Source organism: Vogesella oryzae, from assembly GCF_902829295.1.
GTDB lineage: Bacteria > Pseudomonadota > Gammaproteobacteria > Burkholderiales > Chromobacteriaceae > Vogesella > Vogesella oryzae.
In genome coordinates this window covers 35,180-60,106 of sequence record NZ_CADEPL010000025.1, presented here as the reverse complement: position 1 = coordinate 60,106, position 24,927 = coordinate 35,180, and the positions used below count along the sequence as shown (strand labels likewise).

General features: G+C 64.8%; 23 protein-coding genes and 4 tRNA genes. 17 read left to right on the top strand and 10 right to left on the bottom strand.

The window, feature by feature from the left end:
• Positions 1-159 precede the first annotated feature (159 nt).
• From HU218_RS10985 to HU218_RS10960, 6 genes are read left to right on the top strand one after another with little or no spacing between them, the layout of a single operon-like run.
• A complete protein-coding gene (locus HU218_RS10985; RefSeq protein WP_174874980.1) occupies positions 160-1,239 on the top strand; it encodes an AI-2E family transporter in 1,080 nt (359 codons plus the stop codon).
• A gap of 19 nt (positions 1,240-1,258) precedes the next feature.
• Entirely contained in the window at positions 1,259-1,936 is a 678-nt protein-coding gene (gene hda, locus HU218_RS10980; RefSeq protein ID WP_174874979.1) for a DnaA regulatory inactivator Hda, read from the top strand.
• Complete coding sequence (locus tag HU218_RS10975; RefSeq protein ID WP_174874978.1) at positions 1,933-2,601, top strand: histidinol-phosphatase; 669 nt, start codon at positions 1,933-1,935, stop codon at positions 2,599-2,601. Before hda ends, HU218_RS10975 begins: the two co-directional genes overlap by 4 nt.
• A gap of 40 nt (positions 2,602-2,641) precedes the next feature.
• On the top strand, positions 2,642-3,520 hold the full coding sequence (locus HU218_RS10970; protein WP_174874977.1) for an ATP-binding protein: 879 nt from the start codon (positions 2,642-2,644) through the stop codon (positions 3,518-3,520).
• Positions 3,520-4,464 carry a Nudix family hydrolase gene (locus HU218_RS10965; RefSeq protein WP_217450796.1) on the top strand — a complete coding sequence of 315 codons (945 nt, stop codon included), beginning with the start codon at positions 3,520-3,522 and terminating at the stop codon, positions 4,462-4,464. Before HU218_RS10970 ends, HU218_RS10965 begins: the two co-directional genes overlap by 1 nt.
• 3 nt (positions 4,465-4,467) lie before the next feature.
• Positions 4,468-4,902, top strand: a complete 435-nt coding sequence (locus HU218_RS10960) for a hypothetical protein (RefSeq protein ID WP_174874976.1) — start codon at positions 4,468-4,470, stop codon at positions 4,900-4,902.
• A gap of 375 nt (positions 4,903-5,277) precedes the next feature.
• On the opposite strand, the gene HU218_RS10955 is transcribed toward HU218_RS10960, so the two are convergent.
• Positions 5,278-5,829 (bottom strand): hydrolase, encoded by a 552-nt coding sequence (locus HU218_RS10955; RefSeq protein WP_174874975.1) that lies wholly within the window; start codon positions 5,827-5,829, stop codon positions 5,278-5,280.
• Between the two features lie 176 nt (positions 5,830-6,005).
• On the opposite strand from HU218_RS10955, the gene ptsP reads away from it, so the two are divergent.
• The 6 genes from ptsP (at position 6,006) to HU218_RS10925 (ending at position 13,836) form a co-directional block, all read left to right on the top strand.
• On the top strand, positions 6,006-8,273 hold the full coding sequence (gene ptsP, locus HU218_RS10950; protein WP_174874974.1) for a phosphoenolpyruvate--protein phosphotransferase: 2,268 nt from the start codon (positions 6,006-6,008) through the stop codon (positions 8,271-8,273).
• Complete coding sequence (gene pfkB / locus HU218_RS10945; protein WP_174874973.1) at positions 8,270-9,220, top strand: 1-phosphofructokinase; 951 nt, start codon at positions 8,270-8,272, stop codon at positions 9,218-9,220. The genes ptsP and pfkB overlap by 4 nt, the downstream gene beginning before the upstream one ends.
• A gap of 93 nt (positions 9,221-9,313) precedes the next feature.
• Complete coding sequence (locus HU218_RS10940) at positions 9,314-11,053, top strand: fructose-specific PTS transporter subunit EIIC (protein WP_174874972.1); 1,740 nt, start codon at positions 9,314-9,316, stop codon at positions 11,051-11,053.
• A 158-nt stretch (positions 11,054-11,211) separates the two neighbouring features.
• The gene (locus tag HU218_RS10935) at positions 11,212-11,517 is read left to right on the top strand and encodes an STAS domain-containing protein (protein ID WP_174874971.1); all 306 of its coding nucleotides are present in this window, start codon (positions 11,212-11,214) and stop codon (positions 11,515-11,517) included.
• A gap of 10 nt (positions 11,518-11,527) precedes the next feature.
• On the top strand, positions 11,528-13,186 hold the full coding sequence (locus HU218_RS10930) for a SpoIIE family protein phosphatase (RefSeq protein WP_174874970.1): 1,659 nt from the start codon (positions 11,528-11,530) through the stop codon (positions 13,184-13,186).
• 50 nt (positions 13,187-13,236) lie between these two features.
• Positions 13,237-13,836, top strand: a complete 600-nt coding sequence (locus HU218_RS10925; RefSeq protein ID WP_174874969.1) for an IMPACT family protein — start codon at positions 13,237-13,239, stop codon at positions 13,834-13,836.
• A 124-nt stretch (positions 13,837-13,960) separates the two neighbouring features.
• Here HU218_RS10925 and HU218_RS10920 read toward each other — a convergent pair whose 3' ends face one another.
• Both HU218_RS10920 and HU218_RS10915 read right to left on the bottom strand, forming a co-directional pair.
• Complete coding sequence (locus tag HU218_RS10920) at positions 13,961-14,593, bottom strand: response regulator transcription factor (RefSeq protein ID WP_174874968.1); 633 nt, start codon at positions 14,591-14,593, stop codon at positions 13,961-13,963.
• The gene (locus HU218_RS10915) at positions 14,590-17,229 is read right to left on the bottom strand and encodes a PAS domain-containing sensor histidine kinase (protein ID WP_174874967.1); all 2,640 of its coding nucleotides are present in this window, start codon (positions 17,227-17,229) and stop codon (positions 14,590-14,592) included. Before HU218_RS10915 ends, HU218_RS10920 begins: the two co-directional genes overlap by 4 nt.
• Before the next feature lie 217 nt (positions 17,230-17,446).
• On the opposite strand from HU218_RS10915, the gene HU218_RS10910 reads away from it, so the two are divergent.
• Positions 17,447-18,613, top strand: coding sequence for an ABC transporter substrate-binding protein (locus HU218_RS10910; RefSeq protein WP_174874966.1), 1,167 nt, complete (start codon positions 17,447-17,449; stop codon positions 18,611-18,613).
• Positions 18,614-18,681: 68 nt separating this feature from the next.
• Here the strand turns inward: HU218_RS10910 and HU218_RS10905 are convergent, their stop codons facing one another.
• The 5 genes from HU218_RS10905 to HU218_RS10885 form a co-directional block, all read right to left on the bottom strand.
• Entirely contained in the window at positions 18,682-19,356 is a 675-nt protein-coding gene (locus HU218_RS10905) for a GntR family transcriptional regulator (protein WP_174874965.1), read from the bottom strand.
• Positions 19,357-19,475: 119 nt separating this feature from the next.
• Positions 19,476-19,551, bottom strand: a tRNA-His gene (locus tag HU218_RS10900).
• Between the two features lie 44 nt (positions 19,552-19,595).
• A tRNA-His gene (locus tag HU218_RS10895) sits at positions 19,596-19,671 on the bottom strand.
• A gap of 13 nt (positions 19,672-19,684) precedes the next feature.
• Positions 19,685-19,761: transfer RNA gene (locus HU218_RS10890), tRNA-Arg, on the bottom strand.
• Positions 19,762-19,789: 28 nt separating this feature from the next.
• Positions 19,790-19,866 (bottom strand) — tRNA-Pro (locus HU218_RS10885).
• Between the two features lie 232 nt (positions 19,867-20,098).
• Here HU218_RS10885 and folD point away from each other — a divergent pair.
• The 3 genes from folD (at position 20,099) to HU218_RS10870 (ending at position 22,466) form a co-directional block, all read left to right on the top strand.
• Complete coding sequence (gene folD, locus HU218_RS10880) at positions 20,099-20,950, top strand: bifunctional methylenetetrahydrofolate dehydrogenase/methenyltetrahydrofolate cyclohydrolase FolD (protein WP_174874964.1); 852 nt, start codon at positions 20,099-20,101, stop codon at positions 20,948-20,950.
• 98 nt (positions 20,951-21,048) lie between these two features.
• Positions 21,049-21,909, top strand: coding sequence for a formyltetrahydrofolate deformylase (purU, locus tag HU218_RS10875; RefSeq protein ID WP_174874963.1), 861 nt, complete (start codon positions 21,049-21,051; stop codon positions 21,907-21,909).
• Positions 21,909-22,466, top strand: a complete 558-nt coding sequence (locus tag HU218_RS10870) for a hypothetical protein (RefSeq protein ID WP_174874962.1) — start codon at positions 21,909-21,911, stop codon at positions 22,464-22,466. The genes purU and HU218_RS10870 overlap by 1 nt, the downstream gene beginning before the upstream one ends.
• A gap of 62 nt (positions 22,467-22,528) precedes the next feature.
• Here the strand turns inward: HU218_RS10870 and HU218_RS10865 are convergent, their stop codons facing one another.
• A complete protein-coding gene (locus tag HU218_RS10865) occupies positions 22,529-22,870 on the bottom strand; it encodes a thioredoxin family protein (RefSeq protein ID WP_174874961.1) in 342 nt (113 codons plus the stop codon).
• Between the two features lie 14 nt (positions 22,871-22,884).
• A complete protein-coding gene (locus tag HU218_RS10860) occupies positions 22,885-23,361 on the bottom strand; it encodes an NUDIX hydrolase (protein WP_217450795.1) in 477 nt (158 codons plus the stop codon).
• Positions 23,362-23,666: 305 nt separating this feature from the next.
• Between HU218_RS10860 and HU218_RS10855 the strand changes: the two genes are divergently transcribed.
• Complete coding sequence (locus HU218_RS10855; RefSeq protein WP_174874960.1) at positions 23,667-24,920, top strand: TIGR03862 family flavoprotein; 1,254 nt, start codon at positions 23,667-23,669, stop codon at positions 24,918-24,920.
• Positions 24,921-24,927 lie beyond the last annotated feature (7 nt).

The following is a 24,927-nucleotide window of genomic DNA, read 5'->3' as shown; positions in this document are numbered from 1 at the left end:
ACCCGTGGCGAGTCAGAACTGCTTCTGCATGGCACGCTTGATGGCAATGACATGGCCCGCCATGCCGGTTAATCTGTGTTTTCCAGCGCCCGGCCACGGCGCAGGCGCCAGACCCTGCCACCAACCGTGCGGCCAACCTCCGATAGCGTGCCTTCCACCATGTCCACATCCCGTCCTTTCAACCTGCTGCCCTGGCTGCTTGGCGTCATCGGCGTGTTCAGCGTGCTGTGGCTGCTGGACCGGCTATCCGCCGTACTGGCGCCGTTCATTACCGCCGCGGTGCTGGCCTATATTCTCGATCCGCTGGTAGACCGCCTGCAGGCGCGCGGCCTGTCGCGCACCGCCGCACTGCTACTGGTGATGCTGGCCGGCTTCTTTGCCGTGCTGGGTCTGCTGCTGATCGTGGTGCCAATGCTGATCTCGCAGGCGCAGGCCCTTACCGCCCGGCTGCCGGTGCTGGTGGATTTCGTACAGCACAGTGCGCTGCCGTGGCTCAACCACGCCCTGGGCACCAGCATCAGTATCGACAGCCAGAGTTGGCGCGATGCGCTGGCCGGCAATGCCGCCGGCGTGCGCCAGGCCCTGGCCCGGCTCGCGCCGCAACTGGGGCACGGTGGCGCCCTGCTGCTGCAGACCGTGGCCAACCTCGCGCTGCTGCCAGTGCTGCTGTATTACTTCCTGCATGGCTGGGATGACATGGTGGCGCGCGTCGCGACGCTGGTACCGCGCCGCTGGGCAGACCAGGTCGGCGAGATCGCCAGCGAAGTCGATGACATGCTCGGCCAGTTTCTGCGCGGCCAACTGTCGGTGATGCTGATCATGGCGGCCATTTATGGCGGCGGCCTGGCACTGACCGGACTGGACTCCGGCCTCGCCATCGGCATCGTCGCCGGCCTGCTGGTGTTCATCCCTTATCTGGGCGCATTTACCGGCCTGCTGCTGGCCACGCTGGCGGCGATGCTGCAGTTCGACAGCGCCAGCGGCCTGCTGCTGGTCTGGGGGGTATTTGCCATCGGCCAATTGCTGGAAAGCTTCCTGGTAACCCCCTATCTGGTGGGCGAGCGCATCGGCCTGTCGCCGGTAACGGTGATCTTCGCACTGATGGCGTTTGGCGAACTGATGGGCTTTGCCGGCGTGCTGCTGGCACTACCACTGGCCGCCATCAGCGTGATTCTGGGCCGCCATCTGATCCGCCATTATTTCAACAGCCGCTTTTATCAGCGTAGAATCGACCCCTGATCCCAGATAGCCCATACCGATGTTGGACCAGCTCGTTCTCGACCTCCTGCCAGAACCCCTCCCGGCGTTCGACAACTTCCTTGCCCAGCGCAACCGCGAAATCATCGCCGCGCTGACCGCCGAGGAAGGCGAACGCTTCGTCTATCTATGGGGCGAGCCGGGCTGCGGCAAAACCCACCTGCTGCAGGCGTGGATCGCCCACGCCGAACGGCTGGGCCGCGCCTCCATCTATCTGGATGCCGCCCACGAGCAACTGCCGGATTTTGCCCGCGAAGCCAGCTTCATCGCCGTCGACCATGTCGACGACCTGGCGCCGGACGACCAGATCATGCTGTTCTCAATCTACAACTCGCTGAAGGAAAGCGGCGAAGGCCGCCTGCTGATGGCCGGCCACCAGCCGCCAATGCAGGCGCCGGTGCGCGACGACCTGCGCACCCGTCTCGGCTGGGGCCTGGTGTTCGAAGTCAAGGCACTGTCCGACGACGACAAGCTGGACGCGCTGCGCCACCACGCCGCCAGCCGCCAGCTTGCCATTCCGGACGACGTGTTCCGCTACCTGCTGACCCACTGGCGCCGCGACCTGTCCAGCCTGATCGCCATGCTGGACATGCTGGACCGCTACTCGCTGGCACTGCGGCGGCCGATTACCGTGCCGCTGGTAAAAAACGTACTGCAAACCACCGAAACCGAGCCATGAACCTAGCCCTGTTTGACCTCGATAACACCCTGATTGCCGGCGATTCCGATAGCGAATGGCCGAAATTCCTGATCAAACGCGGCATTCTCGATCCGGAACACCACGCCCGCCAGAACGATTACTTCTACGAACAGTACAAGGCCGGCACGCTGGACATCTTCGAATTCCTCGACTTCCAGCTGGCGCCGCTCACCCGCTTCAGCCGTAGCGAGCTGGATACGCTGCACGCCGGCTACATGGCCGAACACATCCTGCCGATCATTCCGCAGAAAGCGCGCGATTTGCTGGCCGCCCATCAGGCGCAGGGCGACGTGGTGATGATCATCACCGCCACCAACCGCTTCATCACCGCTCCCATCGCCCGTGAACTCGGCGTGGAACACCTGATCGCGGTGGAGCTGGAACAGGACGCTGCCGGCAATTTCACCGGCAAACCCACCGGCACCCCCAGTTTCCAGGAAGGCAAGATCCCCCGCCTCAACGAATGGTTGGCCGCACGTGGCGAGACGCTGCAAAGCTACGAGCAGACCTTCTTCTACAGCGACTCGCGCAACGACCTGCCGCTGCTGTCCATCGTCAGCAACCCGGTAGCGGTCGATGCCGATGACACCTTGCGCGCCCATGCCGAAGCCCATGGCTGGCCGGTAATCACACTGCGCGACTGATCCGACCCACGGCCGTTGCGGCCACCACGAGGCCCTGCCCATGGAAAAACTCGACGCCTTTCTCGCCCGCGCCGAAGCGCTGATGGCACGGCTGGAGCCGCTGCTGCCGCCCGCCATTCCCGAGCCGGACTGGTCAGCGCCGGCCTTCCGCTGGTGCCGCGCCGGCCTGAGCGGCTGGCTGGAGGCCATCCACGCACCGCATACCGTGGCGCTGGACGACCTCACCGACATCGAGCGCCAGAAGGCGCTGATCGTGCGCAACACCGAGCAGTTCCTTGCCGGCCGCCCGGCCAACAACGTGCTGCTCACCGGCGCCCGCGGCACCGGCAAATCGTCGCTGATCAAGGCACTGCTGGCGGCTTATGCCGCGCGTGGCCTGCGGGTGATCGAGGTCGACAAGAGCCACTTGCCGGATCTGGGCCAGATCGTGGCACTGGTCGCCGACCGCCCGGAGCATTTCATCCTGTTCTGCGACGACCTGTCGTTCGAGGAAGGCGAGGACAGCTACAAGGCACTGAAGTCGGCACTGGACGGCGGCCTGGCACAGCGTGCGGCCAACCTGCTGGTCTATGCCACCTCCAACCGCCGTCACCTGATGCCGGAGCGCAGCAGCGAAAACCGCGAAGGCTGGGTAAAGGACGGTGAAATCCACCCGGGCGAAACTACCGAGGAAAAAGTGTCGCTGTCCGACCGCTTCGGCCTGTGGTTGTCGTTCTACCCGTTTGACCAGAACGCCTACCTGGCAGCGGTGCGCGGCTGGCTGGCGCATTTCGACCTGCCGCTGGATGCCGAAGCCGAGCGCGCAGCGCTGCAATGGAGCCAGCTGCGCGGCAGCCGCTCCGGCCGCGTGGCCTGGCAGTTTGCCTGCGACTGGGCCGGCCGCGAGCCGGGCGAGCGCCTCGCCGAGCTGGGGCGCTGATGATGGACAGCAAGAAGATCATTCCGGTGGTGGCCGGCGCGCTGATGCAGGCCGACGGCCAGTTCATGCTTGGCAGCCGCCCGGCCGGCAAACCCTATCCGGGCTACTGGGAGTTTCCGGGCGGCAAGGTGGAGGCCGGCGAAACGCCGTACCAGGCGCTACTGCGCGAGCTGGACGAGGAAATGGGCATCCGCGTCACCCACGCCACGCCGTGGCTGCGCCGGGTGCATCACTACGAACACGCCTCGGTGGAGCTGCTGTTCTACCGCGTGTGGGCGTGGGATGGCGAACCGCAGCCGCACGAGGGCCAGAGCTTTGCCTGGCAGCAACCGGGCCAGTTGTCGGTGCAGCCGATGTTGCCGGCCAATGCGCCGATCCTGCGCGCGCTGCAGCTGCCGGAGGTACTGGACATCAGTTGCGTGCACGAGCTGGGCCGCGATGCGGTACTGGAAGCGCTGGCGCGGCGCGACGACGCAACGTGGGTCATCATCCGCGAGCCGCAACTGGATCGTGAACAACTGGCCGCGCTGGTCGGCGAAGTCAGCCAGATCGTGCATGCCCGTGGCGGCAAACTGATCGTCAATGCCGACCCGGCCTGGCTGAAAGGCTGGCCGGTGGATGGCGTCCACCTGACTGCCGCAAGGTTGGCCGCGCTCAGCGAGCGACCGGCGCATTTTGCCTGGGTCGGCGCCTCCTGCCACAGTCGCGCCGAACTGGAACGCGCCGGCGAGCTGGGCCTCGACTACGCGCTGCTGGGCCATGTCCTGCCCACCGCCAGCCACCCGCAACAGCCGGCCCTGGGCTGGGACGGACTGGCTGCGCTCACCGCCCCGGCGGCGCCGTTGCCGGTGTTCGCCATCGGCGGGCTGGATGCGGCCAACCTCGAGCAGGCGCGGCACAGCGGGGCGCACGGCGTGGCCCGGATGCGTGCCGCCTGGAAATAAACGATGAAAACAAAACTCACGCGCCAGCAACTGGCGCTGATCGCGGTGCTGCTGATCGCCTTTGCCCTGCTCAAGGCCGGGCTGATCTGGTGGTACCTCGGCCACAAGAACCAGCCGGCGGCTGCGGTTACCGTCAGCTGCCAGAACCTGCAGGCTGGCTGCACCTTGCCGGATGGCAGCGTGCTGACGCTGGATCGCCAGCCACAAGCGGCACAGCCATTCGGCCTCAGCCTGCAGCGGCTAAACGGCAGCGCCCCCGCCATCGAGTTTTCGATGCGCGACATGGACATGGGCTTCAACCGCTATAAATTGCTGCCCCAGGGTGATGGCTGGCGCGCCAGCATCATTCTGCCGGTGTGCGTGACCGGCAGCCACCAGTGGCAGATGGCGCTGAAATACCCGGACAAGAGCTACCTGATCGACTTCAGCACCCGCTGATCCCCGTCAGCCACTGACAACAAAGCCACCCTTGCGGTGGCTTTGCTTTTGCTGGCACGGCACTTGCTAGTTAGATACTGCTCCATGGAGCGACAGGTGTTGTTCCCCGCTTGCCGGGCCGGCTGTCAGCCAGTTCCGCCGGGTAAACGGGAACTTTTGCACGGTTTTGGTGCAACAAAACCACCCGAATTGGTGCAACGCGCCAATTCGGGGCCTCTTTTTACGAATTCATTGTCACGCCACGCGCGGGGCACCCCGGTTTGATAGAGGGAGAACCAGAACGGCTCAGCCGTCATCTCAACGGGCAACAAGGTTGGCCGCAGTCATGCGGCCAACCTTTTGCTTTTCTGGCACCGCAAAAGCAGCCGGCAACGCTCAGGGCTGCTCGCCCAGCAGGTAGCGCTTGCTCATGGCGCGGAACTCGTCACTGCCGGATACCCGCAGCGCCTCGAACAGCACCATCTCGCGCGTCACCAGCACCGCCCCGGCATCGCGCATGCGTTGCAGCCCGTAATCGCGGTTGGCCGCACCACGGCTGGAGACCGCGTCGGCAACCACGAATACCTGCTTGCCCAGCGCCAGCAGTTCCAGCACCGTCTGCAACACACAGACGTGGGTTTCCATGCCGCACACCACCACCTGGCTGCGTGCCAGCAGCGACTCCGGCAGGCATTCCGCCGCCACGCAGGAAAAGTGCAGCTTTTCCACCACCAGCGCGGCCGGCGCCGCCGCCAGCAGCGCCGGCGCGGTATGCCCAAGGCCATGCGGGTACTGCTCGGAAAACACTACCGGTAGGCCCACATCGTGTGCGGCGGACACCAGCCAGCGGCAGCGCGCCAGCATGCCATCCGCGTCCAGCACTGCCGGCAGCAGCTTCTGTTGCACATCCACCACCAGCAAGGTGGCATCATTTCTGTCGATTAGCATCGCCATCTCCTTTGCACCGCCGGCTTTCGCCGCGGCAAACCTACTCCTGCTATGACCAGCAGCAGCTTACGCAGTTGCCATAAGCAAGGGCAAACCCCAGATGGGCTCGGCAACGGCTTGTGGCACCATGCCCGTTACAGAGAGAACAGGCCCGCCGTGGCCGCCGGAGAGACAACATGCTGCAAGGTGCCTACCGCGAATTCCATCAACGCATTCTGGAAACCATCCCGTCACGCCGGGTATTTAACGACCCGCTGTCGACGCTGGCCTACGGCACCGATGCCTCCTGTTACCGGCTGACACCCAAGATCGTCATCAAGACCGAAAGCGAGGACGAGGTACGCACCATCCTCGCCGAAGCCGCCAGCCTGCAGCTGCCGGTGACCTTCCGCGCCGCCGGCACCTCGCTGTCCGGCCAGGCGGTGAGCGATTCGATTCTGGTGGTGGCCAGCCACGGCTGGAAGAAACTACAGGTGCTGGACGATGGCCGCGCCATCCGCCTGCAACCGGGGGTGATCGGCGCCGAGGCCAACGCCGCGCTGCTGCCGTTCGGCCGCAAGATCGGCCCCGATCCGGCCACCATCAACTGCCCAGATGCCGAGGCGCTGTTGGCCGCATTGCAAGCGGTGATGAGCAACCTGTCCGCTATCGAACAGGAGCAGGCCGACAAGGCCGCCAAACAGCAACAGGCACAGGCTGGCCGTGCACTGTGGCAGCCGGCCGGCAAGCCGCTGGCGCTGGACGGCATCGCCGCCAGCCCGGGGCTGGCCATCGGCCGCCTGCGCGTGATCAAGCCGGCGGTGCTGGAAGTGCCGGATCACCCGGTATTGCTGGGCACCGGCGGTGACCAGCTGGATGCGGCACTGGCCGCTACCCGCCAGCAGTTGCAGGAACTGGCCGCCGCCACCGGCAAGCGCATGGGCGCTACCGAGGCCGGCATTTTCCGTGCCCAGGCCGAACTGCTGAACGACACCGATCTGATTACCCTTACCTGCCAGCTGATGGTGGAAGGCCACGGTGTGGCCTGGGCCTGGCATCAGGCGGTCAGCCGTCTGGCCGAACGCCTGGCCGCGCTGGGCAACCCGCTGCTGGCCGCCCGCGCCGCCGACCTGCGCGATGTGGGCCTGCGCGTGCTGGATCAACTGGCACCGGAACTGGGCGCGCGCCGCAAGCCGCTGGACGAAGGCGACAACCTGATCATCGCCGCGGCCGACCTGACCCCGTCCGACACCGCCGCGCTGGATCCGCAGCGCATCATCGGCCTGTGTACCGCGCAGGGCGGCCCGTCGTCGCACACCGCCATCATCGCCCGCACCCTGGGCATGCCGGCGCTGGTGGCACTGGGCGCCTCGCTGCTGGACCTGCCGGATGACAGCACCGCCATCATCGACGGCGACAGCGGCCGCCTGTACCTGAACGCGGACGACGCAGACCTCGCCAGCGCCCGCCAGTGGATTGCCCGCCAGCAGGAAGCCGCCAAGAAAGCTGCTGCCGCGGCGATGGCACCGGCCACCACTCAGGACGGCAAACGCATCGAGGTGGCGGCCAACGCCAACCATCCGGAGCAGGCCGCCGCCGCCGTCAAGGCCGGCGCCGAGGGCGTGGGCCTGATGCGCACCGAGTTCCTGTTCCTGGAGCGCGACAGCGCACCGAGCGAGGAAGAGCAATACCAGACTTATCGCGGCATGCTGGACGCGCTGCAGGGCAAACCGCTGATCATCCGCACCCTGGACATCGGCGGCGACAAGCAGGTGCCGTACCTGAACCTGCCGCACGAGGAAAACCCGTTCCTCGGCGTGCGCGGTGTACGCCTGCTGCTGCGCCGTCCGGACCTGCTGGAGCCGCAGCTGCGCGCCATTTACCGCGCCGCCAGCCACGGTCCGCTGTCGATCATGTTCCCGATGATCACCAGCCTGGAAGAAGTCAAGGCACTGCGCGCGGTATGCGAGCGCATCCGCCTGGAGTTGGCCGCACCGGCAGTGCCGCTGGGCATCATGGTGGAAGTGCCGGCCGCAGTGGCGATGGCCGACCAGCTGGCCGAGCACGTCGACTTCTTCTCCATCGGCACCAATGACCTGACGCAGTACGTGCTGGCCATCGACCGCCAGCACCCGGAGCTGGCGCGCGAAGCCGATGCACTGCATCCGGCGGTACTACGCATGATCCGCCAGACAGTGGAAGGCGCCAGCCGCCACAACCGCTGGGTGGGCGTGTGCGGCGGCATCGCCGGCGACCCGCTAGGCGCCGCCATCCTGGCCGGCCTCGGCGTGCAGGAGCTGTCGATGAGCCAGCGCGATATCGCCAACGTGAAAGCCATGCTGCGCCGCTGCAGCAGCGGCCACCTGGCCCGCCTGGCCGCCGATGCACTGCGTTGCCCGGACGTGGGCGCGGTGCGTGCGCTGGCCGCTCGCCTGGAGCAGGTAGCGGAAGAGGTGGAGGCATGAGCCGCCAGGTGCTGACCATTACGCTGAACCCGGCGCTGGATCACACCATCAGCCTGCCCAGCCTCAACGTTGGCCGCGTCAACGTGGCACTGGAGGCGGCACAGACCCCGGGCGGCAAGGGCGTCAATGTCGCCAGCTGCCTGGCCGACTGGGGCGTGCCGGTGATGGCCAGCGGCCTCTTGGGCCGCGACAACGCCGGCCCGTTTGTCAGCCTGTTCGAGCACAAGGGCATCGCCGACCGCTTTCTGCGCCTGCCCGGCAACACCCGCACCAATATCAAGCTGGTGGCGCAGGACACGCTGGACACCACCGACATCAACCTGCCGGGCGTGGAGATGGCGGACAGCGCACTGCCGCAGCTGATCGAGCAGCTGCAGCATCTGGTGGAAGACGGCCAGATCGTGGTGCTGGCCGGCAGCCTGCCGCCGGCACTGCAGCAAGACGGCTACCTGCCGCTGCTGCGCGAGCTGGCAACGCTCGGCGCCGAGGTAGTGCTGGACACCAGCGGCGAGGCACTGGCGCAGGTACTGGCCCAGCACGAAGTGCTGCCGGTGATGATCAAGCCCAACCGCCACGAACTGGAAGACTGGGTTGGCCGCGCGCTGCCGACGCTGGCCGATGTCGCCACCGAGGCGCGCGCGCTCAACCAGCGCGGCATCGCCACCGTGGTGGTATCGCTGGGCGGCGATGGCGCGCTGCTGTCCACCCGCCAGGATGGCTGCTGGCTGGCCAGCCCGCTCGCCATCACCCCGGTCAGCACCGTCGGTGCCGGCGATGCGCTGGTGGCCGGCCTGGTAGCGGCACGCCACGCCGGACAGAGTTGGCCGCAGGCACTGAAGCTGGGCACCGCCTTTGCCGCCGCCAAGCTGCAGCGGCTGGGACCGCACCTGCCGCCGCGGGCGGAAGTGAAGGCCTTGCTGGAACAGGTCCAGCTGCAAGCCCTGTAAGCCATTGCATCAAGAGATTCATCCGGCCCGCACCGCCCCCTACAACAGCAGGACGGGCCGGATACTTCAGCAGCACAACGAGAGGAGACATACATGTCAACACTGCTGGCCGTACTCACCTGCCCCGATCGCAGCACCCAGAGCCTGCTGGCCGCGGAAGCCCTGCGCAAGGCTGCCAAACAGCTCGGGCAGGCCATCCGCATTGAAACCCATACCGCGCAAGGCGTGCAGGACCCGCTAAGCGAGGCGGAAGTCTCCGCCGCGCAGCAGGTAATCCGCGTCGGCGCCAACGGCGATGACAATCGCTTTAGCGGCAAGCGCGAACATCGCGCCGCACTGGATGCGGTGCTGGCCGATCCGGCCGCAGTACTGACTGCGGCGTTGAGCACCGCTACCGGTGCCGCCCCGGTGGCTGCCGCCGCCAGCCAGACGCTGTCCATCGTCGCCATTACCTCCTGCCCGACCGGCATCGCCCACACCTTCATGGCCGCCGAAGGCCTGACCGGCGCCGCCGAGGCGCTGGGCCACCGCATCAAGGTGGAAACCCAGGGGTCGGTCGGTTCGCAAAACACCTTGTCCGCGGCCGACATCGCGGCCGCCGATCTGGTAATCATCGCCGCCGACACCCAGGTGGACACCGGCCGTTTTGCCGGCAAGCGCGTGTTCATGAGCGGCACCAAGGCGGCGATCAACGACGGCAAGGCGCTGATCAATAACGCCAGCGCCAATGCCAAACTGCAGGCCGCCGCGGCTGGTGGTCAGGCCGGCGGCACGGCTGCCGCGGCCACCGCCAGCAGCAGCAAGGAACGCAGCAGCGCCTACAAACACCTGATGACCGGCGTCTCGTTCATGCTGCCGTTCGTGGTGACCGGCGGCCTGCTGATTGCGCTGGGCTTCGCGCTGGGCGGCATCTATGTGTTCGACGATGCGCACAAGGGCACGCTGGGCTGGACGCTGTTCAATATCGGCGCCAAGGCTTCATTCGCGCTGATGGTGCCGATCCTGGCCGGCTATATCGCCTACTCCATCGCCGACCGTCCGGGTATCGCCCCAGGTATGGCCGGTGGCATGATCGCCGGCGCCATCGGCTCCGGCTTCCTTGGCGGCATCGTCGCCGGTTTCATTGCCGGTTACTCGGTGAAGTACCTCAACGAGAAGATCCAGCTGGGCCGCAATTTCGACGGTCTCAAGCCGGTGCTGATCCTGCCGCTGCTGGGTACCACCATCGTCGGCCTGCTGATGTACTACGTGCTGGGGCAGCCGGTGGCCGCGGCGCTGGGCGCGGTAACCGAATGGCTGAAAGGCCTGCAGGGCAGCAGCGCACTGGCCATGGGCATGATTCTGGGCGCGATGATGGCCTTCGACATGGGCGGCCCGATCAACAAGGCGGCCTACACCTTCGCCACCGGCCTGATCGCCAGCCAGGTGTACGCCCCGATGGCGGCAGTGATGGCTGCCGGCATGACCCCGCCGCTGGGCATCGCGCTGGCCGCAGTGCTGTTCAAGAACCGCTTTACTGCCGACGAGCGCGAAGGCGCCAAGGCTGCCGGCGTGCTGGGCATCTCCTTCATTACCGAAGGCGCCATCCCGTTTGCCGCCAAGGACCCGCTGCGCGTGATCCCGTCGCTGATGGCCGGCTCGGCCCTGGCCGGTGCCATCTCGATGGCTTCCGGTTGCGAGCTGCGCGTGCCGCACGGTGGCGTATTCGTGCTGCCGATTCCGAATGCGGTAAGCAATCTCGGCATGTACATCGTGGCCTTGCTGGCCGGCACCGCGCTGACCGCCGTGCTGCTGGGCGTGCTGAAGAAAACCCCGGATGCGGCCAACGCTTAAGTTTCTCTCCCTCCTGCACTCGCAGGTCCGGCCCGAGCACCTTATGGTGCCGGGCCATTTTTTTGTCCGGTAATTCCGCGTATGCGGATGACCATAGAACCTCAATTTCATACAATGTACTGGTCTAACACCAATAACTCGCCCCGAAGGAGCAATTTATGCCACTGAGCTACCAGATCCGCGACAAGGAAGCCAGTATCAACATCAGTGGCCATTTCAATTTCTCGCTGCACAGCGACTTCCGTGCCGCCTGCCAGGCCGTCATCGCCGACCCGGAAGTGAAATCCGTAGACATCAATCTGCAAGACACCGAATATCTGGACAGCTCGGCGCTGGGCATGCTGCTGGTATTGCGCGAACAGCTCGCCCCGCGCGACATCAAGCTGATGATTACCAACAGCAGAGCCAGCATCCGCCAGATCCTGACCATTGCCCGCTTCGAAAAATTCTTCCAGATTGACTGAGAGCCTGCCCATGCGTCAGCTGAACGTGCTGGTTGTCGATGACAGCAAAGTCAACCGCCTGGTCATCTCCCGTGTGATCAGCCAGCACGGCCATCACGTCACCGAGGCGGCCAACGGCGTTGAAGCGCTGCAGTGCTGCAACCAGCTGCTACCGGACCTGATCCTGATGGACGTGATCATGCCGGAGATGGATGGTCTCACCACGACCAAGCTGCTGCGCGAACGCTACGACAAGCAGTGGATTCCGATCATCTTCCTGACCGGCAAATCCGAGCAGGAAGACGTGCTGGCCGGTCTTGCCGCCGGCGGCGACGACTACCTGACCAAGCCGGTGGACACCAAGCTGCTGACCGCCAAGATCCGCGTGATGGTGCGCATTGCCGAAATGCAGCAGCGCATCACCCAGGATGCCAAGCGGCTGGAAGCCTATTACCACGCCAACCAGGTGGAACAGCAGCTGGCCGAACACGTGCTGAACAACCTGTACGGCGACCAGCAAGACACCGGCATCGAGCAGTGGATCAAACCGACGGTACAGTTCAGCGGCGACATCATCACCGCCGCCAAATCGCCCACCGACACCCTGCACATCATGCTGGCCGACAGTACCGGCCACGGGCTGGCCGCCGCCATTGCCTGCCTGCCGGCGGCAACGGTGTTCTATGCCATGACGCAGAAGGGTTTCGGCATTCCTGCCATCGCGCGGGAAATCAACAAGAAACTCAAGCAGCAGCTGCCGGTTGGCCGCTTCGTCGCCGCCACCCTGGTCGCCATCTCGCCACAGGAACGCACCGTCACGGTGTGGAATGGCGGCATTCCGTTTGCTGCCTTCATCAGTGAACAGGGCGAGCTGGACAAACGCTTTGTCTCCGCCCATCCGCCACTGGGCATCATGCCGAATGCGGACTTCGATCCCTCGGTTGAAGTCTATCGCTGGCACCAGCCTGGCCGGCTGCTAATCTGCTCCGATGGCCTGACCGAAGCACGCAGCGCCGATGGCCGCCTGCTGGAGCCGGAGCAGCTCATCGCCCAGCTGGCCACGCCGCTGCCGGCGCCGGTCATGCCGCAGCTGTCGCAAACCATCAACCAGCACCTGGGCGCCGACGAAAATGTCGACGACATTTCGCTGGTGGTGGCCGCCTGCAGCAACGATTACGTCAGCCCGCCGCAACCGAAACAGCAGCACGGCTTTACCCAGCTGGACAACTGGGAGATCCGCCTGGGCTTTGGCCCCAAGGAGCTGCGCGAGGATCTGGGCATGCCCACCCTGCTGGGCTGGCTCAACCAGATCGGCCTCAACGAGAACCAGTTCAGCGACATGCTGCTGATCGTCACCGAGCTGTTCAGCAACGCGCTGGAGCACGGCGTGCTGATGCTGGACTCCAACGACAAGAATTCCAGCGACGGCTTTGTCCACTACCTGTCCCAGCGGCAACAGCGGCTGGCGGCACTGGAAGCGGGCCGCATCGATATCGGCATGCGCCGTGACCACAACCAGCTGCACCTGACGGTACAGGATAGCGGCATCGGCTTCGATGCCGACCGGTTGCCGGCAGACTGCGACGACCAGGCCACTCACGGCCGCGGCATCGCGCTGGTACGCCGCCTGTGCCAGCAGGTGACGTTTAGCAACGGCGGCCGCAGCGTGGAAGTGATCTACCCGCTGTAACTGCCGCCTTTCGCCACCGTTTCCGCCGGGCATGCCCGGCAGGCGCCATCATGTCATTTACCCTGCAACATGCCGGCCACGCCGAGCTGGATATCAAGAAAAGCCGCTTTCTCGCCTGTGTCGAACCGGTGGCCGACCGCAGCGCGGCACTGCAGCGGGTAGCGGAACTGAAAGCCGCCCACCCCGCCGCCGCCCACGTGTGCTGGGCGCTGCTGGCCGGCGGCCACAGTGCGGCCAACGATGATGGCGAGCCATCCGGTACCGCCGGCCGGCCGATGCTGGAAGTGTTGCGCCATCAGGCGCTGGAAGGGGTGCTGGCCACCGTGGTGCGCTACTACGGCGGCGTCAAGCTGGGCGCCGGCGGCCTGGTACGCGCCTATACCGACAGCGTGGCGCGCGCGCTGGATGGCATACCGCGCACCGAGCTGCAACGCCTGCAGACCCTGCGCTGCCAGTTGCCGTATGCGCTGGAAGGCCACGCCCGCCGGCTGCTGCAGAAACATGCGGCCAACCTGGAACAGGTGGCGCACGATGCGCAGGTGACCCTGCTATTCAGCCTTCCCGAGCGCGAAGCCGCGGCGCTATGCCTGGCACTGGAAGAAAGCAGCCACGGCCAGTTGCAGTGGCTGGCAGTGCCAACGGAGGATTGAGTGCAGTAACACGTTGGCCGCCGGCGGTGCGCCCGTCACGGCGCCGGCGAAGCTTGGCCAGCCGGCCGGCCAGGGGTTGCGGCCAACCCTGCCACGGGTAAGCCGTCCGCACCCGCCAGCGCGGTTACGCCAGCCGCCCTTTCTGCTGGCGGTAGGCCACCACGGTCTGCACCAGATCGGCAATCGAGCGGGCGCCCATCTTGTCCATCATCTTGCCGCGGTGCGCTTCTACCGTCTTGATGCTGATGCCGAGGTCGTCGGCAATCACCTTGTTCATCTTGCCTTCGATCACCCGTTCCAGCACCTCGCGTTCGCGTGCGGTCAGCGTCGCCAGCCGTGCCTCGCAGGCCTGCACCCCGCTCTCGCTCTGGCGCACGCTTTCCACTGCCGCCAGCGCGCTGTCCACCGCGGCCAGCAGCGCTTCCTGATTGAACGGTTTTTCCAGGAAATCATGCGCGCCGCGCTTCACCGCCTGCACCGCCATCGGCACATCGCCATGCCCGGTAATGAAGATTACCGGCCACTGGTTGCCGCGCGCCTGCAGCTCCTCGTACAGCTGCAAACCGCTCATGCCGGGCATGCGGATGTCGAGAATCAGGCAGCCGCTGCCCTGCCCCGGCCGGTACGCCGCCAGAAAGCCCTCGGCACTATCGTGGCAGACCACCTGGTAGTCGTGGCTTTCCAGCAGCCACTGCAGCGAGTCGCGGAACGCTTCGTCATCGTCGACGATATGAATGCGGATGGTTGTGCTTGTCATGATTCGTACACCGGCAGGGTGAAGCGGAAAATGGTACCACCCAGCGGATGATCTTCCACTGAGAGTTGACCCTGATGGAACTCCACGATCGAGCGGCAGATATTCAACCCCATGCCCATGCCGTCGCTCTTGGTAGTGAAGAAGGCATCGAACAGCTGCGCCTTGATGTCATCCGGCACGCCGTGGCCACGGTCGACGATCGCCAGTTCGATACGCTTGCTGTTGTGGCGCTGTACCGATAGTTCCAGCTGGCGTTCGGCCGGCGGCAGCTGCTGCATCGCCTCCATGCCGTTCTTGATCAGATTGAGCAGCACCTGCTCGATCAGGATCGGATCGACATGCACCAGCGGCAAGTCACTGGCCATATGCACGTTGATGCTGCTGGCCAGCCGCCGCGCCTCGATCTCGGCAATCGCCAGCGCCGCCTCGATGATGTCGCCAATGGCCACCGGCTTGCGCACCGGCTCGCTCTGTTTCACGAACTCGCGCACCCGGCGCACGATCTTGCCGGCGCGCTCGGCCTGGGCAGTGATCTTTTCCATCACCGGAATCAGCGTCTCGGCGGTGGCCTTGCCCTGGCGCAGCCGCTCCACGCAGCCGGCCTGGTAGTTGGCGATGGCCGATAGCGGCTGGTTGAGTTCGTGCGCCAGCGTGGAAGCCATCTCGCCCATGGTGATCAGCCGCGAAGTGGCCTGCAACTTGAGCATCTGTTCCTCGTAGCGCTGCTCGGCGGCGCGCTGCTCGGTGATGTCGGTGAGAATCAGCATCTGTGCCGGCTCGCCATCCACCCAGCGCAGCGGCCGGGTGCGCAACAGGCACCAGCGCGCCGGCTCGTCCAGCCAGATCTCCTGCTCGCTGCTGGCATGGCGCAGCAGATGGTATAGCCGCAGGTCGCAGTACTCGGTATCGCTGTCGTCACCGGCGGCGGCCAACCATTCGCGGTAGCGGTGATTGCAGAACAGCAGCTGCTGGCTACTTGGGCGCACCACCGCCACCGCCGCATCCAGCCCCTCGATCACCGCGATGAAGCGCTCGTTGGCCGCCTCCAGCTGCTGCTGGGCCTCGCGTTTTTCCGTCATGTCGGTCAGCGCCGCCATCCAGCCGGTCTGCTGTCCCTCGGCATCGATCAGCGGCGACACCAGCAACTGGCCGTAGAAGCGTTCGCCATTCTTGCGCTGCATCACCGATTCGAACAGCTGCTGGGTATGCTCGCCGGACAGTGTCTGTCGCAGTACCTCGTCGTTGTAGGGCGCGATATCCGGCGCCCAGTACGGATACGGCGGCCGCAACCCGATCAGCTCGGCCTCGCTAAAGCCGGTGATGCGGCAGAATGCCGGGTTCACATAGCTGATGGTGCCTTCCAGGTCGATGGCGCGGATACCCACCACCAGCGAATCCTCCATTGCCTTGCGGAACATGTATTCGTGGCGCAAGGCCAGCTCGGCCTGCTTCTGCGCGGTGATGTCGCGGCCGGAAAGATAGATCACCCCGCTGTCCGGCAACGGGCTCAGTGCCCAGGCCAGCAGCAGGGAGTCGCCGCCACGGTTGATGACACGGGTTTCCAGATAGTGATCGACACTGCCGGCCTCCAGCAGCCGGCGCAGCATCTCGCGGACCGGCTCGCGCTGGGCCGGCTGCAAGTAGCTGAGCAACGAGGTGCCGATCAGCTGCTCCGCCGGGTACCCCAGGCCGGCGACGAAGGCCGGGTTGACCTGCAGCAGGGTGCTGTCCTCGCGCATCACCCCTAGCCACTCGCGCGACAGGGTGTAGACGCGGTCGCGCTCGCGCTCGGCCGCCACCCGGCGGCGGATGTGCCGCGACAGGCTCAGCAGACTCAGCAGCGTCAGCACCGACAGGCCGGCAATCAGCCCCAGCTGGATCAAGCGGTTCTTGTCTACGCTGCTGCGCACCGGCCGCGCCAGCAGTTGCAGCGGTGTGCCGCCGAGGCGGATGCTCTGCACCACGCGGCTGGTGGTGGTATTGTGGGCATTGCTGGCCAGGATGTCCTGCCCGCTGCCCAGCTGCAGGAAATATTTCTCGGCGAACCAGGATGGCGGCACCCGCCGCACGAAGGCATTGGCCTGATAGATGCCGATCACCATGCCGCGGAACTGGGTATCGCGGAACACCGGCACCATCAGGTCGAAACGCCATTCGCCGTTTTCCAGCTGGTACGGGCGGCTGAACAGCGGATGGCCCTCCTGCTGCGCCTGCAGGTAGGCCGAGGCGCTGGCGCCGGACAGCCCGGAGCCGGCGGCCAGGTCGGACTCTTCGTACGGGGCGATCCAGCGCAGGGTGTAGCTGGCATCGGCCCACACCACCGCCACCATTTCCGGGGTGTTGGCCAGAAACTGCGATGCCTGCACCAGAAAGCTGTCCTCATCCAGCTCTTCGCGGCCGATGTCACGCGCCATCTGCGCCAGTTCGCTCTGCTCGCCATCCAGCCGCAGACGCATGGTCTGCTCCGCCCACAGCGTGTCCTTGGCCAGATCGGTGCGCTGCTGCTCGTTCTCGCGCGCGTCCAGCGTCCACAGCATCACCGCCATGGTGAGAAAGAACAGCAGGATGGTGCTGTTGGGCATCAGCCGGTAGAACGGGCTGCGTTTAAGCGAGGTATAAAAACGGGGGCTGCGCATGCGCTTTGGAAACCTATTGTCGATCTGCTACTCGTCATCGCTGCCGCGGTAAAAACGGCGGCGGCATGCCCGCTTACTGCGCTTCGGGTCACCGTCGCCGTGTCCGTTGTGAACCGGGGGGGCGCGCGATCACGCAAACACAAGCAGGGTTGGCCGCAGGGGAAGCCGGAATGCGATAATAGGCACACCTTGCCCACTCCGCCATCAGGAACAGCCCGTGCCACGCCTTGCCTGTCTTGCCCTGTTGCTTTGTTCCGCGCTTGCCGCGGCCGCCACGCCGATCCGCATCGGCGTCTCCGGTCCGTTCAGCGGCGGCTCTTCGCCGATGGGGTTGAGCATGCGCGATGGCATCCGGCTGGCGGCAGAGGATATCAACAGCCAGGGCGGCGTGCTGGGACGGCCGATCCAGCTGGTGGAGCGCGATGATCGCGGCCGCCCGGATTACGCCGTGCGCGTGGCGGCGGAGCTGATCGACAAGCAGCAGGTGGTGGCAACCGTCGGTTTTGTGAACAGCGGCGTGGCGCTGGCCTCGCAGTACCGCTACCAGCAGGCGCAGATTCCGGCCATCACCGCCGTTGCCACCGCGCATGTGATCACCCAGCAGTTCCTGCCGCCCAAGTATGCGGCCAACTATGTATTCCGCGTGGCGGCATCCGATGCGCTGCAGGCGCCACTGATCGTGCGCGAGGCGGTGCGGCGCGGCTTTCGCCGTGTGGCGGTGCTGAGCGACAACAGCAACTACGGCCGACTGGGGCAGCAGGATCTGTTGAAGGCGCTGGCTGACAGCAATATCAAGGCAGTCAGCGTGCAGCAGTTCCGCAATGGCGAGCTGGACATGAGCGGCGTGCTGCAACAGGCGCGGGCAGAAGGCGCGCAGTGCATTCTTACCTACACCATCGGCCCGGAGCTTGCGCAGATCGCCAACACGCTGGCACAGATGGAATGGCGCATCCCGCTGATCGGCAGCTGGACGCTGTCGATGTCGAACTTCATCGACAACGCCGGCCCCAATGCCGAAGGCGCGCGCATGGTGCAAACCTTCATCGAGGACGGCAACACGCCGCTGCGCAGCCACTTCATCCAGCGCTACCGCCAGCGCTATCCGGGAGAACGCATTCCCTCGCCGCCGTCGGCGGCTCAGGGTTACGACAGCCTGCTGCTGCTGGCGGCCGCCATGCGCCAGGCCGGCAGTAGCGATGGCCCCAAAGTGCGCGTCGCACTGGAAAACCTGCGCACACCGGTACACGGCCTGATCACCACCTACCGGCAACCGTTCTCGGCCAGCAATCACGAAGCCATCGGGCTGGATATTCCGGTTATCGGCGAAGTACGCCGGCGCATGGTGGTGTACGCCTATCCGCAAGATCGCCAGCGCCATCCGTAAACGGCGCCGGCAGCATGCAAAAAAGCACCGCGCGGCGGTGCTTTTTTAGTGCGGCCAACCCTTGCGGTTTAGCGGCGCTGCTCTTTTTCCTTCAGGTGCGCTTCCAGCGCATGGCCGGCTGACAGGATATGGAAGCGCAGGAAATCGGCAGCCTCGTCCGCCTCGCCCCGGCGACACATATCCAGCAATTTGGTGTGCTCTTGGTGCGCCCGCTCCATGGTCTGGGTCAGCAGAATCTGCATGCGGGTATAGCGGTCGGTCTTGTTGTGCAGTTGTTCCAGCAACGCCAGGGTATTCGGGCGCTTGGCCGCGCGATACAGCGCCAGGTGGAAACGCGAGTTCAACTCGCCCCAGTGGCGGATATCGTTGGTCGTCAGCGCCTGCTCGAATTCTTGCAGGGTTTCTTCCGCCGCCAGGTGATCCGCAGCTTCCTGACGGGGAATGGCCGCGCGCAGCAGTTCGCTTTCCAGCATGGCGCGGATTTCCAGCAGCTCCAGCACATCGTCCAGCGACAGCTTGGATACCAGCGCGCCCTTGTGATCGATGATCTGGATCAGCCCTTCCGCTTCCAGCTGGCGCAGCGCCTCGCGTACCGGCACGCGGCTGACGCCGTACTCGTTGGACAAGGCTTCCTGGCGCAATTGCTGCCCATCGGCAAACTCACCCGACAAAATGCGTTGGCGCAGGGATTCGGTTACGGCACTGGTCAGGGTCTGGCGCTTGATGGGCTGCAGGGTGGTCATGACGTCGCTCTGGCTATCGGATACATGCAAATGTATTCGATTATACGGTGAAATTCACTACCAGTGACGCAGAAAACAGGAAATACAACGAAAAAACCCGGCCGAGGCCGGGTTTAATCTGGGGTGAATGATGGGGATCGAACCCACGACAACCGGAATCACAATCCGGGGCTCTACCAACTGAGCTACATCCACCGCTGAGCGGTATGTCTGCCAGCTGACGCTGACAAACCAAATTGTGGGGTGAATGATGGGGATCGAACCCACGACAACCGGAATCACAATCCGGGGCTCTACCAACTGAGCTACATCCACCACCGGTAAAACTTGGCGCGCCCGACAGGAATCGAACCTGTAACCCCCGACTTAGAAGGTCGGTGCTCTATCCAGTTGAGCTACGGGCACTCACATCGGGCAAACTAATTAGGGCTGTTGGTCGGGGCGGTGGGATTCGAACTCACGACCCTCTGCTCCCAAAGCAGATGCGCTACCAGGCTGCGCTACGCCCCGACAACAGGCTGCGAACTATACCCATCGACCTTTTGGCTGTCAACACTTGGTGCAGAATATTTGCAATTACCGTGCGATCCAACTGCCATAGCGCGGGCAAAGCGCGACACCCGTCAATAATTATTTCTGCGCCGATGGCACGGCAAGCCCTTGAAGCGATTGAGTAGAACGACCAAAAAATGCGAAAATCCGGCCTTTCCTTCCAACCAGACTGAATTAGGTGGATAGCAGCATGGCAGCACAACTTATCGACGGCAAGGCCGTCGCCGAAACCCTGATCAACCGCGTACGCGAAGGCGTGGAGGCCCGTGTGGCCGCCGGCAAGCGCGCTCCGGCGCTGGCAGTGATTCTGGTGGGCGACGATCCGGCCTCCGGTATCTACGTCAAGAACAAGAAACGTTCCTGCGAGAAAGCCGGCATCCGTTCGGTAGCCTACGACCTGCCGGGTAGCACCAGCCAGGAAGAGCTGCTGGCCATCATCGACAAGCTGAACGCCGACGACGGCGTGGACGGCATCCTGGTGCAGCTGCCGCTGCCCAAGCAGATCGATCCGCAGCAGGTGATCGAGCGCATCAACCCGAAGAAAGACGTCGACGGCTTCCACCCGTACAACGTTGGCCGCCTGGCCACCAAGATGCCGCTGCTGCGCCCATGCACCCCGCGCGGCGTGATGACGCTGCTGGAAGAATACGGCATCGACCCGAAAGGCAAGAATGTGGTGATCGTCGGCGCCTCCAACATCGTTGGCCGCCCGCAGGCACTGGAAATGCTGCTGGCCCGCGCCACTGTCACCGTGTGCCATAGCGCCACCGCCGATCTGGCCGCCGAAGTTGGCCGCGCCGACATCGTGGTAGCCGGCGTCGGCATCCCGAAATTCGTGAAAGGCGAATGGCTGAAGCCGGGCGCGGTGGTGATCGACGTGGGCATCAACCGCCTGGCCGATGGCAGCATCTGCGGCGACGTGGACTTTGCCGTGGCACGCGAAGTGGCCGGCTTCATCACCCCGGTACCGGGCGGCGTCGGCCCGATGACCGTGGCCACCCTGTTGCAAAACACGCTGGATGCGGCCAACCTCAACGCCTGATCGCAGACGTCATGCATTTCCGACGCCACCGTCTGCCCCGTGCCGGCGGTGGCGTTTGCATTTCCCCCAAGCCCGAATAAAAGACAAAGAGCCATACCATGAGCAACAAACACTCGGCCACGTTGCTGATCAGCTGCCCGGACAGCCAGGGGCTGGTCGCCGCCATTGCAAACTTCCTGCTGACCTACAACGCCAACATCCTGCATGCCGACCAGCACCAGGACCCGGTAGAAGGCCTGTTCCTGATGCGCGTGCAGTGGGATCTGCAGGGCTTTTCCCTGCCGATGGAGAACTTCGCCGCCGCCTTCGCCCCGATCGCCGAAAAGTACCAGATGCAGTGGGAAGTCTCGCTGTCGGTACGCAAGCCGCGCATGGCGATCTTCGTCTCCAAGTACGAACACTGCCTGGTAGACCTGCTGCACCGCTGGCGCATCGGCGAGCTGGACTGCGATATCCCGCTGATCATCTCCAACCATGACGATTGCCGCCGCCTGGCCGAATACCACGGCATTCCCTACCACGTGATCAACGTCACCAAGGACAACAAGGAACAGGCGGAAGCCGAACAGTGGGCGCTGCTGGAGGCCGCGGAAGTCGATCTGATCGTGCTGGCGCGCTATATGCAGGTGCTGTCGCACAAGTTTGTGGAACGTTATCCGCACCGCGTGATCAACATCCACCACAGCTTCCTGCCGGCGTTCGACGGTGCCAAGCCCTACCACCGCGCCTTTGCCCGCGGCGTAAAGCTGATCGGCGCCACCAGCCACTACGTGACCGAAATCCTCGACGATGGCCCGATCATCGAGCAGGAAGTCACCCGCATCTCGCACCGCGACGACGTGGAAGACCTGATCCAGAAAGGCCGCGACCTGGAACGCGTGGTACTGTCGCGCGCCGTGCGCTGGCACCTGGAAAACCGTATCCTCGCCTACAACAACAAAACCGTGATTTTTGACTGATGAGCCTGCCACTGCTGCATGACGCCGTTGACCTGATTCGCCTGCGCGTCGCCCCGCTGGAACACTACCGCTATCCGCCGCTACATCTGGTACTGGCCCTGTTGCTGCTGGGCACGTTGGCCGCAGCCGGTGCCATCAGTGCCGGCGCCGGCGGTGATCCGGCGGCATTGATCGCCCTGTTTACCGCGTATGTGACGCTGGAAACACTGGGCTTCAGCCTGTTCATGCGCTGGTGGCTGAACCGTGGCGGCGCGCAGATCCAGCAATCGCTGTTCGGGCTGATTATTGCCGCCAGCGGTTTGCAGGTGCTGGATCCGCTCAGCTACTGGTTGCCGGACGATGTGGCACAGGGCATTTCACTGGTGCTGGGGGTGGGCAATATCCTGATTCTGGTGACCGCACTGTCGCGTTGCAGCGGTGCCAGCCGTGCGCGCGTGCTGCTGGGCACGCTGCTGTTTGCCCCGATGGCGCTGGCGCTGTTGCTGGGGCTGCTGGGTATCGGCAGCGATCTTGGTCTGGCCAATATTCCGGAACTGGCCGTCACCGGCGGACAGTAAACCGCCACCGGCAAGCAAAAAGCCCGCAACTGCGGGCTTTTTTGATATCAAGACATCGGCTGTCAGGGTTCCTCTTGCGCCGGCGCCGCCAGCGCGATCGCCAACGTGCGGCCAACCTCACCGCGACTGAAGGCACTGCGCCACAGGCAGTGGAAAACACCGTCGCGGTACAGCGCAAAGGCCGGCAGATGAAACAGCTCGAAGCGGCGCGCCAGCGCGGTAGCCACCGCCACATCGACATAAAACAGCGTGAAGTCCGCTGCCAGCCAGTGCGGCAACTGCGCGTGCCAGCCGCGACAGGCGCCGCAATGCGGCTGCCCGAACATCACCAGACTCACGCCCGCTTGCCGCGCCAGCGCGGAATCGAAGCCGAACTCGTCGAGCGGCTGCCAGCGGTCCGACACAGCCGTTACCCCGCTCATTCCACCTTGGCGATATAGCGCGCCAACTGCAGCATGGCGCGCACTGCCTCGCTCTTCGGCCCCTGCTCGCCACGCACCTTGGCATAACGGCGCAGGATGGCGCGCGACTCGACATGCACATCGGTATCAGTATCCGGCGAGGTAATCAGCGTCATGCGGCTACCGGCTTCCTGCAGCCGCGGCGCGCCCTGGGCAATCGCCAGATACACCTTGTGCGCATTGTGCTGGGTGATGTGATCGAACAGATACAGCATGGTATTGATGCGCAGCCCGGTCTGCTCGCGGATATGGCGCAGCAGCGCCTGCGAACGCAGCTCGCCACGTTGCGACGGCCCGCCCGGCAGGCCAAAACGGCCGCTATGACTGGCCGTCATCAGCACCCCGTCCGGCAATTCGATAATGGCGGTGGCAAGCCGCGGCAGGGTGGGACACAGCCTGGATTCGTAACCATTTTTTTCCGAAACAAATGACATATTTCTCTTTTCAATTCGCTACAAAACACAACAATTCAATTAAAAATCAACTATTTCGCCAACAATTCGACAACCCGCAATTTTAAACAGTCATTTGCGGCCACCGCAAACTCAGTACGCATGAAATCGCTTCGCACAGGAAAATACATCGCCCCAAAAGCGCTGCGGCACAGCCCCTCCCCCAGGGCCTATCACGCCGGCTCAATACCGTACCTTCATCAGTACCCCCTGATGGCTTCAAGCTGCCGCCGATCCGGTACAATCGCCCCCTCGCCCGTTGCGGCCAACCTTGCCAGGCTTTTTGCATGACTCACGCTACTTCCACCCCCAACCGCGCCATCGTCATCGGTGGCGGTCCTGCCGGCCTGATGGCTGCCGAGGTGCTGCTGCAGCACGGCATGGCGGTGGAGCTGTTTGATGCCATGCCTTCGGTTGGCCGCAAGTTCCTGCTGGCCGGCGTCGGCGGCATGAACATTACCCACAGCGAACCGCGCGCGCCGTTTCTGGCGCGCTATGGCTTGCGAGAAGCCGAGCTGACACCCGCCATCGACGCTTTCGACGCCGACGCGCTACGCAGCTGGGTGCACGGTCTGGGCATCGACACCTTTGTCGGCAGCTCCGGCAAGGTGTTTCCCACCGCGATGAAGGCAGCACCGCTGCTGCGCGCCTGGCTGGCGCGGCTGCGTGATGCCGGGCTGCAATTGCATGTGCGCCACCGTTGGCTGGGCTGGGACGATGCCGGCCGCCTGCGCTTTGCCACCCCGGATGGCGAGGTGCTGCGCGATGCGGCCCCCACCGTGCTGGCGCTGGGCGGCGGCAGCTGGGCCAAACTGGGATCGGATGGCAAGTGGTTGCCGCTGCTGGCGGCACGCGGCGTGGCGCTGGCGCCCCTGCAGGCGGCCAACTGCGGCTTTGTCTGTGGCTGGAGCGAGCACTTCGCCGCCAAGTTTGCCGGCAGCCCGCTGAAGAACGTGGCGCTGAATTTCGAGGATGTGCATGGCCAGCCGCTGCGCCGGCGTGGCGAGATGGTGCTGACCCACGATGGCATCGAGGGCAATCTGGTATACGGATTTGCCGCCGCCATCCGCGAACGCATCAACCGCGACGGCAGCGCTACCATCCAGCTGGATCTGGCGCCGGACCGCGATCTGGCCCGGCTTACCGCCGAACTGCAGCGCGGCCGTGGCGCGGCCTCGCTGGCCAACCACCTGCGCAAGCAGTGCGGCATCGACGGCGCGCGCGCCGGTCTGCTGCGCGAATTGCTGGACAAGGACAGTTTCAATGACATGACCCGGTTGGCCGCGGCCATCAAGGCGCTGCCGCTCACGCTACGCGCCACGCGGCCGATTGATGAAGCCATCAGCACCGCCGGCGGCGTACGTTTTGAAGCGCTGGATAAGCGGCAGATGCTGACGGCCCTGCCCGGGGTGTTCTGTGCCGGCGAGATGCTGGACTGGGAGGCACCGACCGGCGGCTATCTGCTCACCGCCTGTCTGGCCACCGGTCAGGCGGCGGCACAGGGCCTGCTGGCGTGGCGGGCCGCGCAGGCTGGCGCCTAGTCATGGC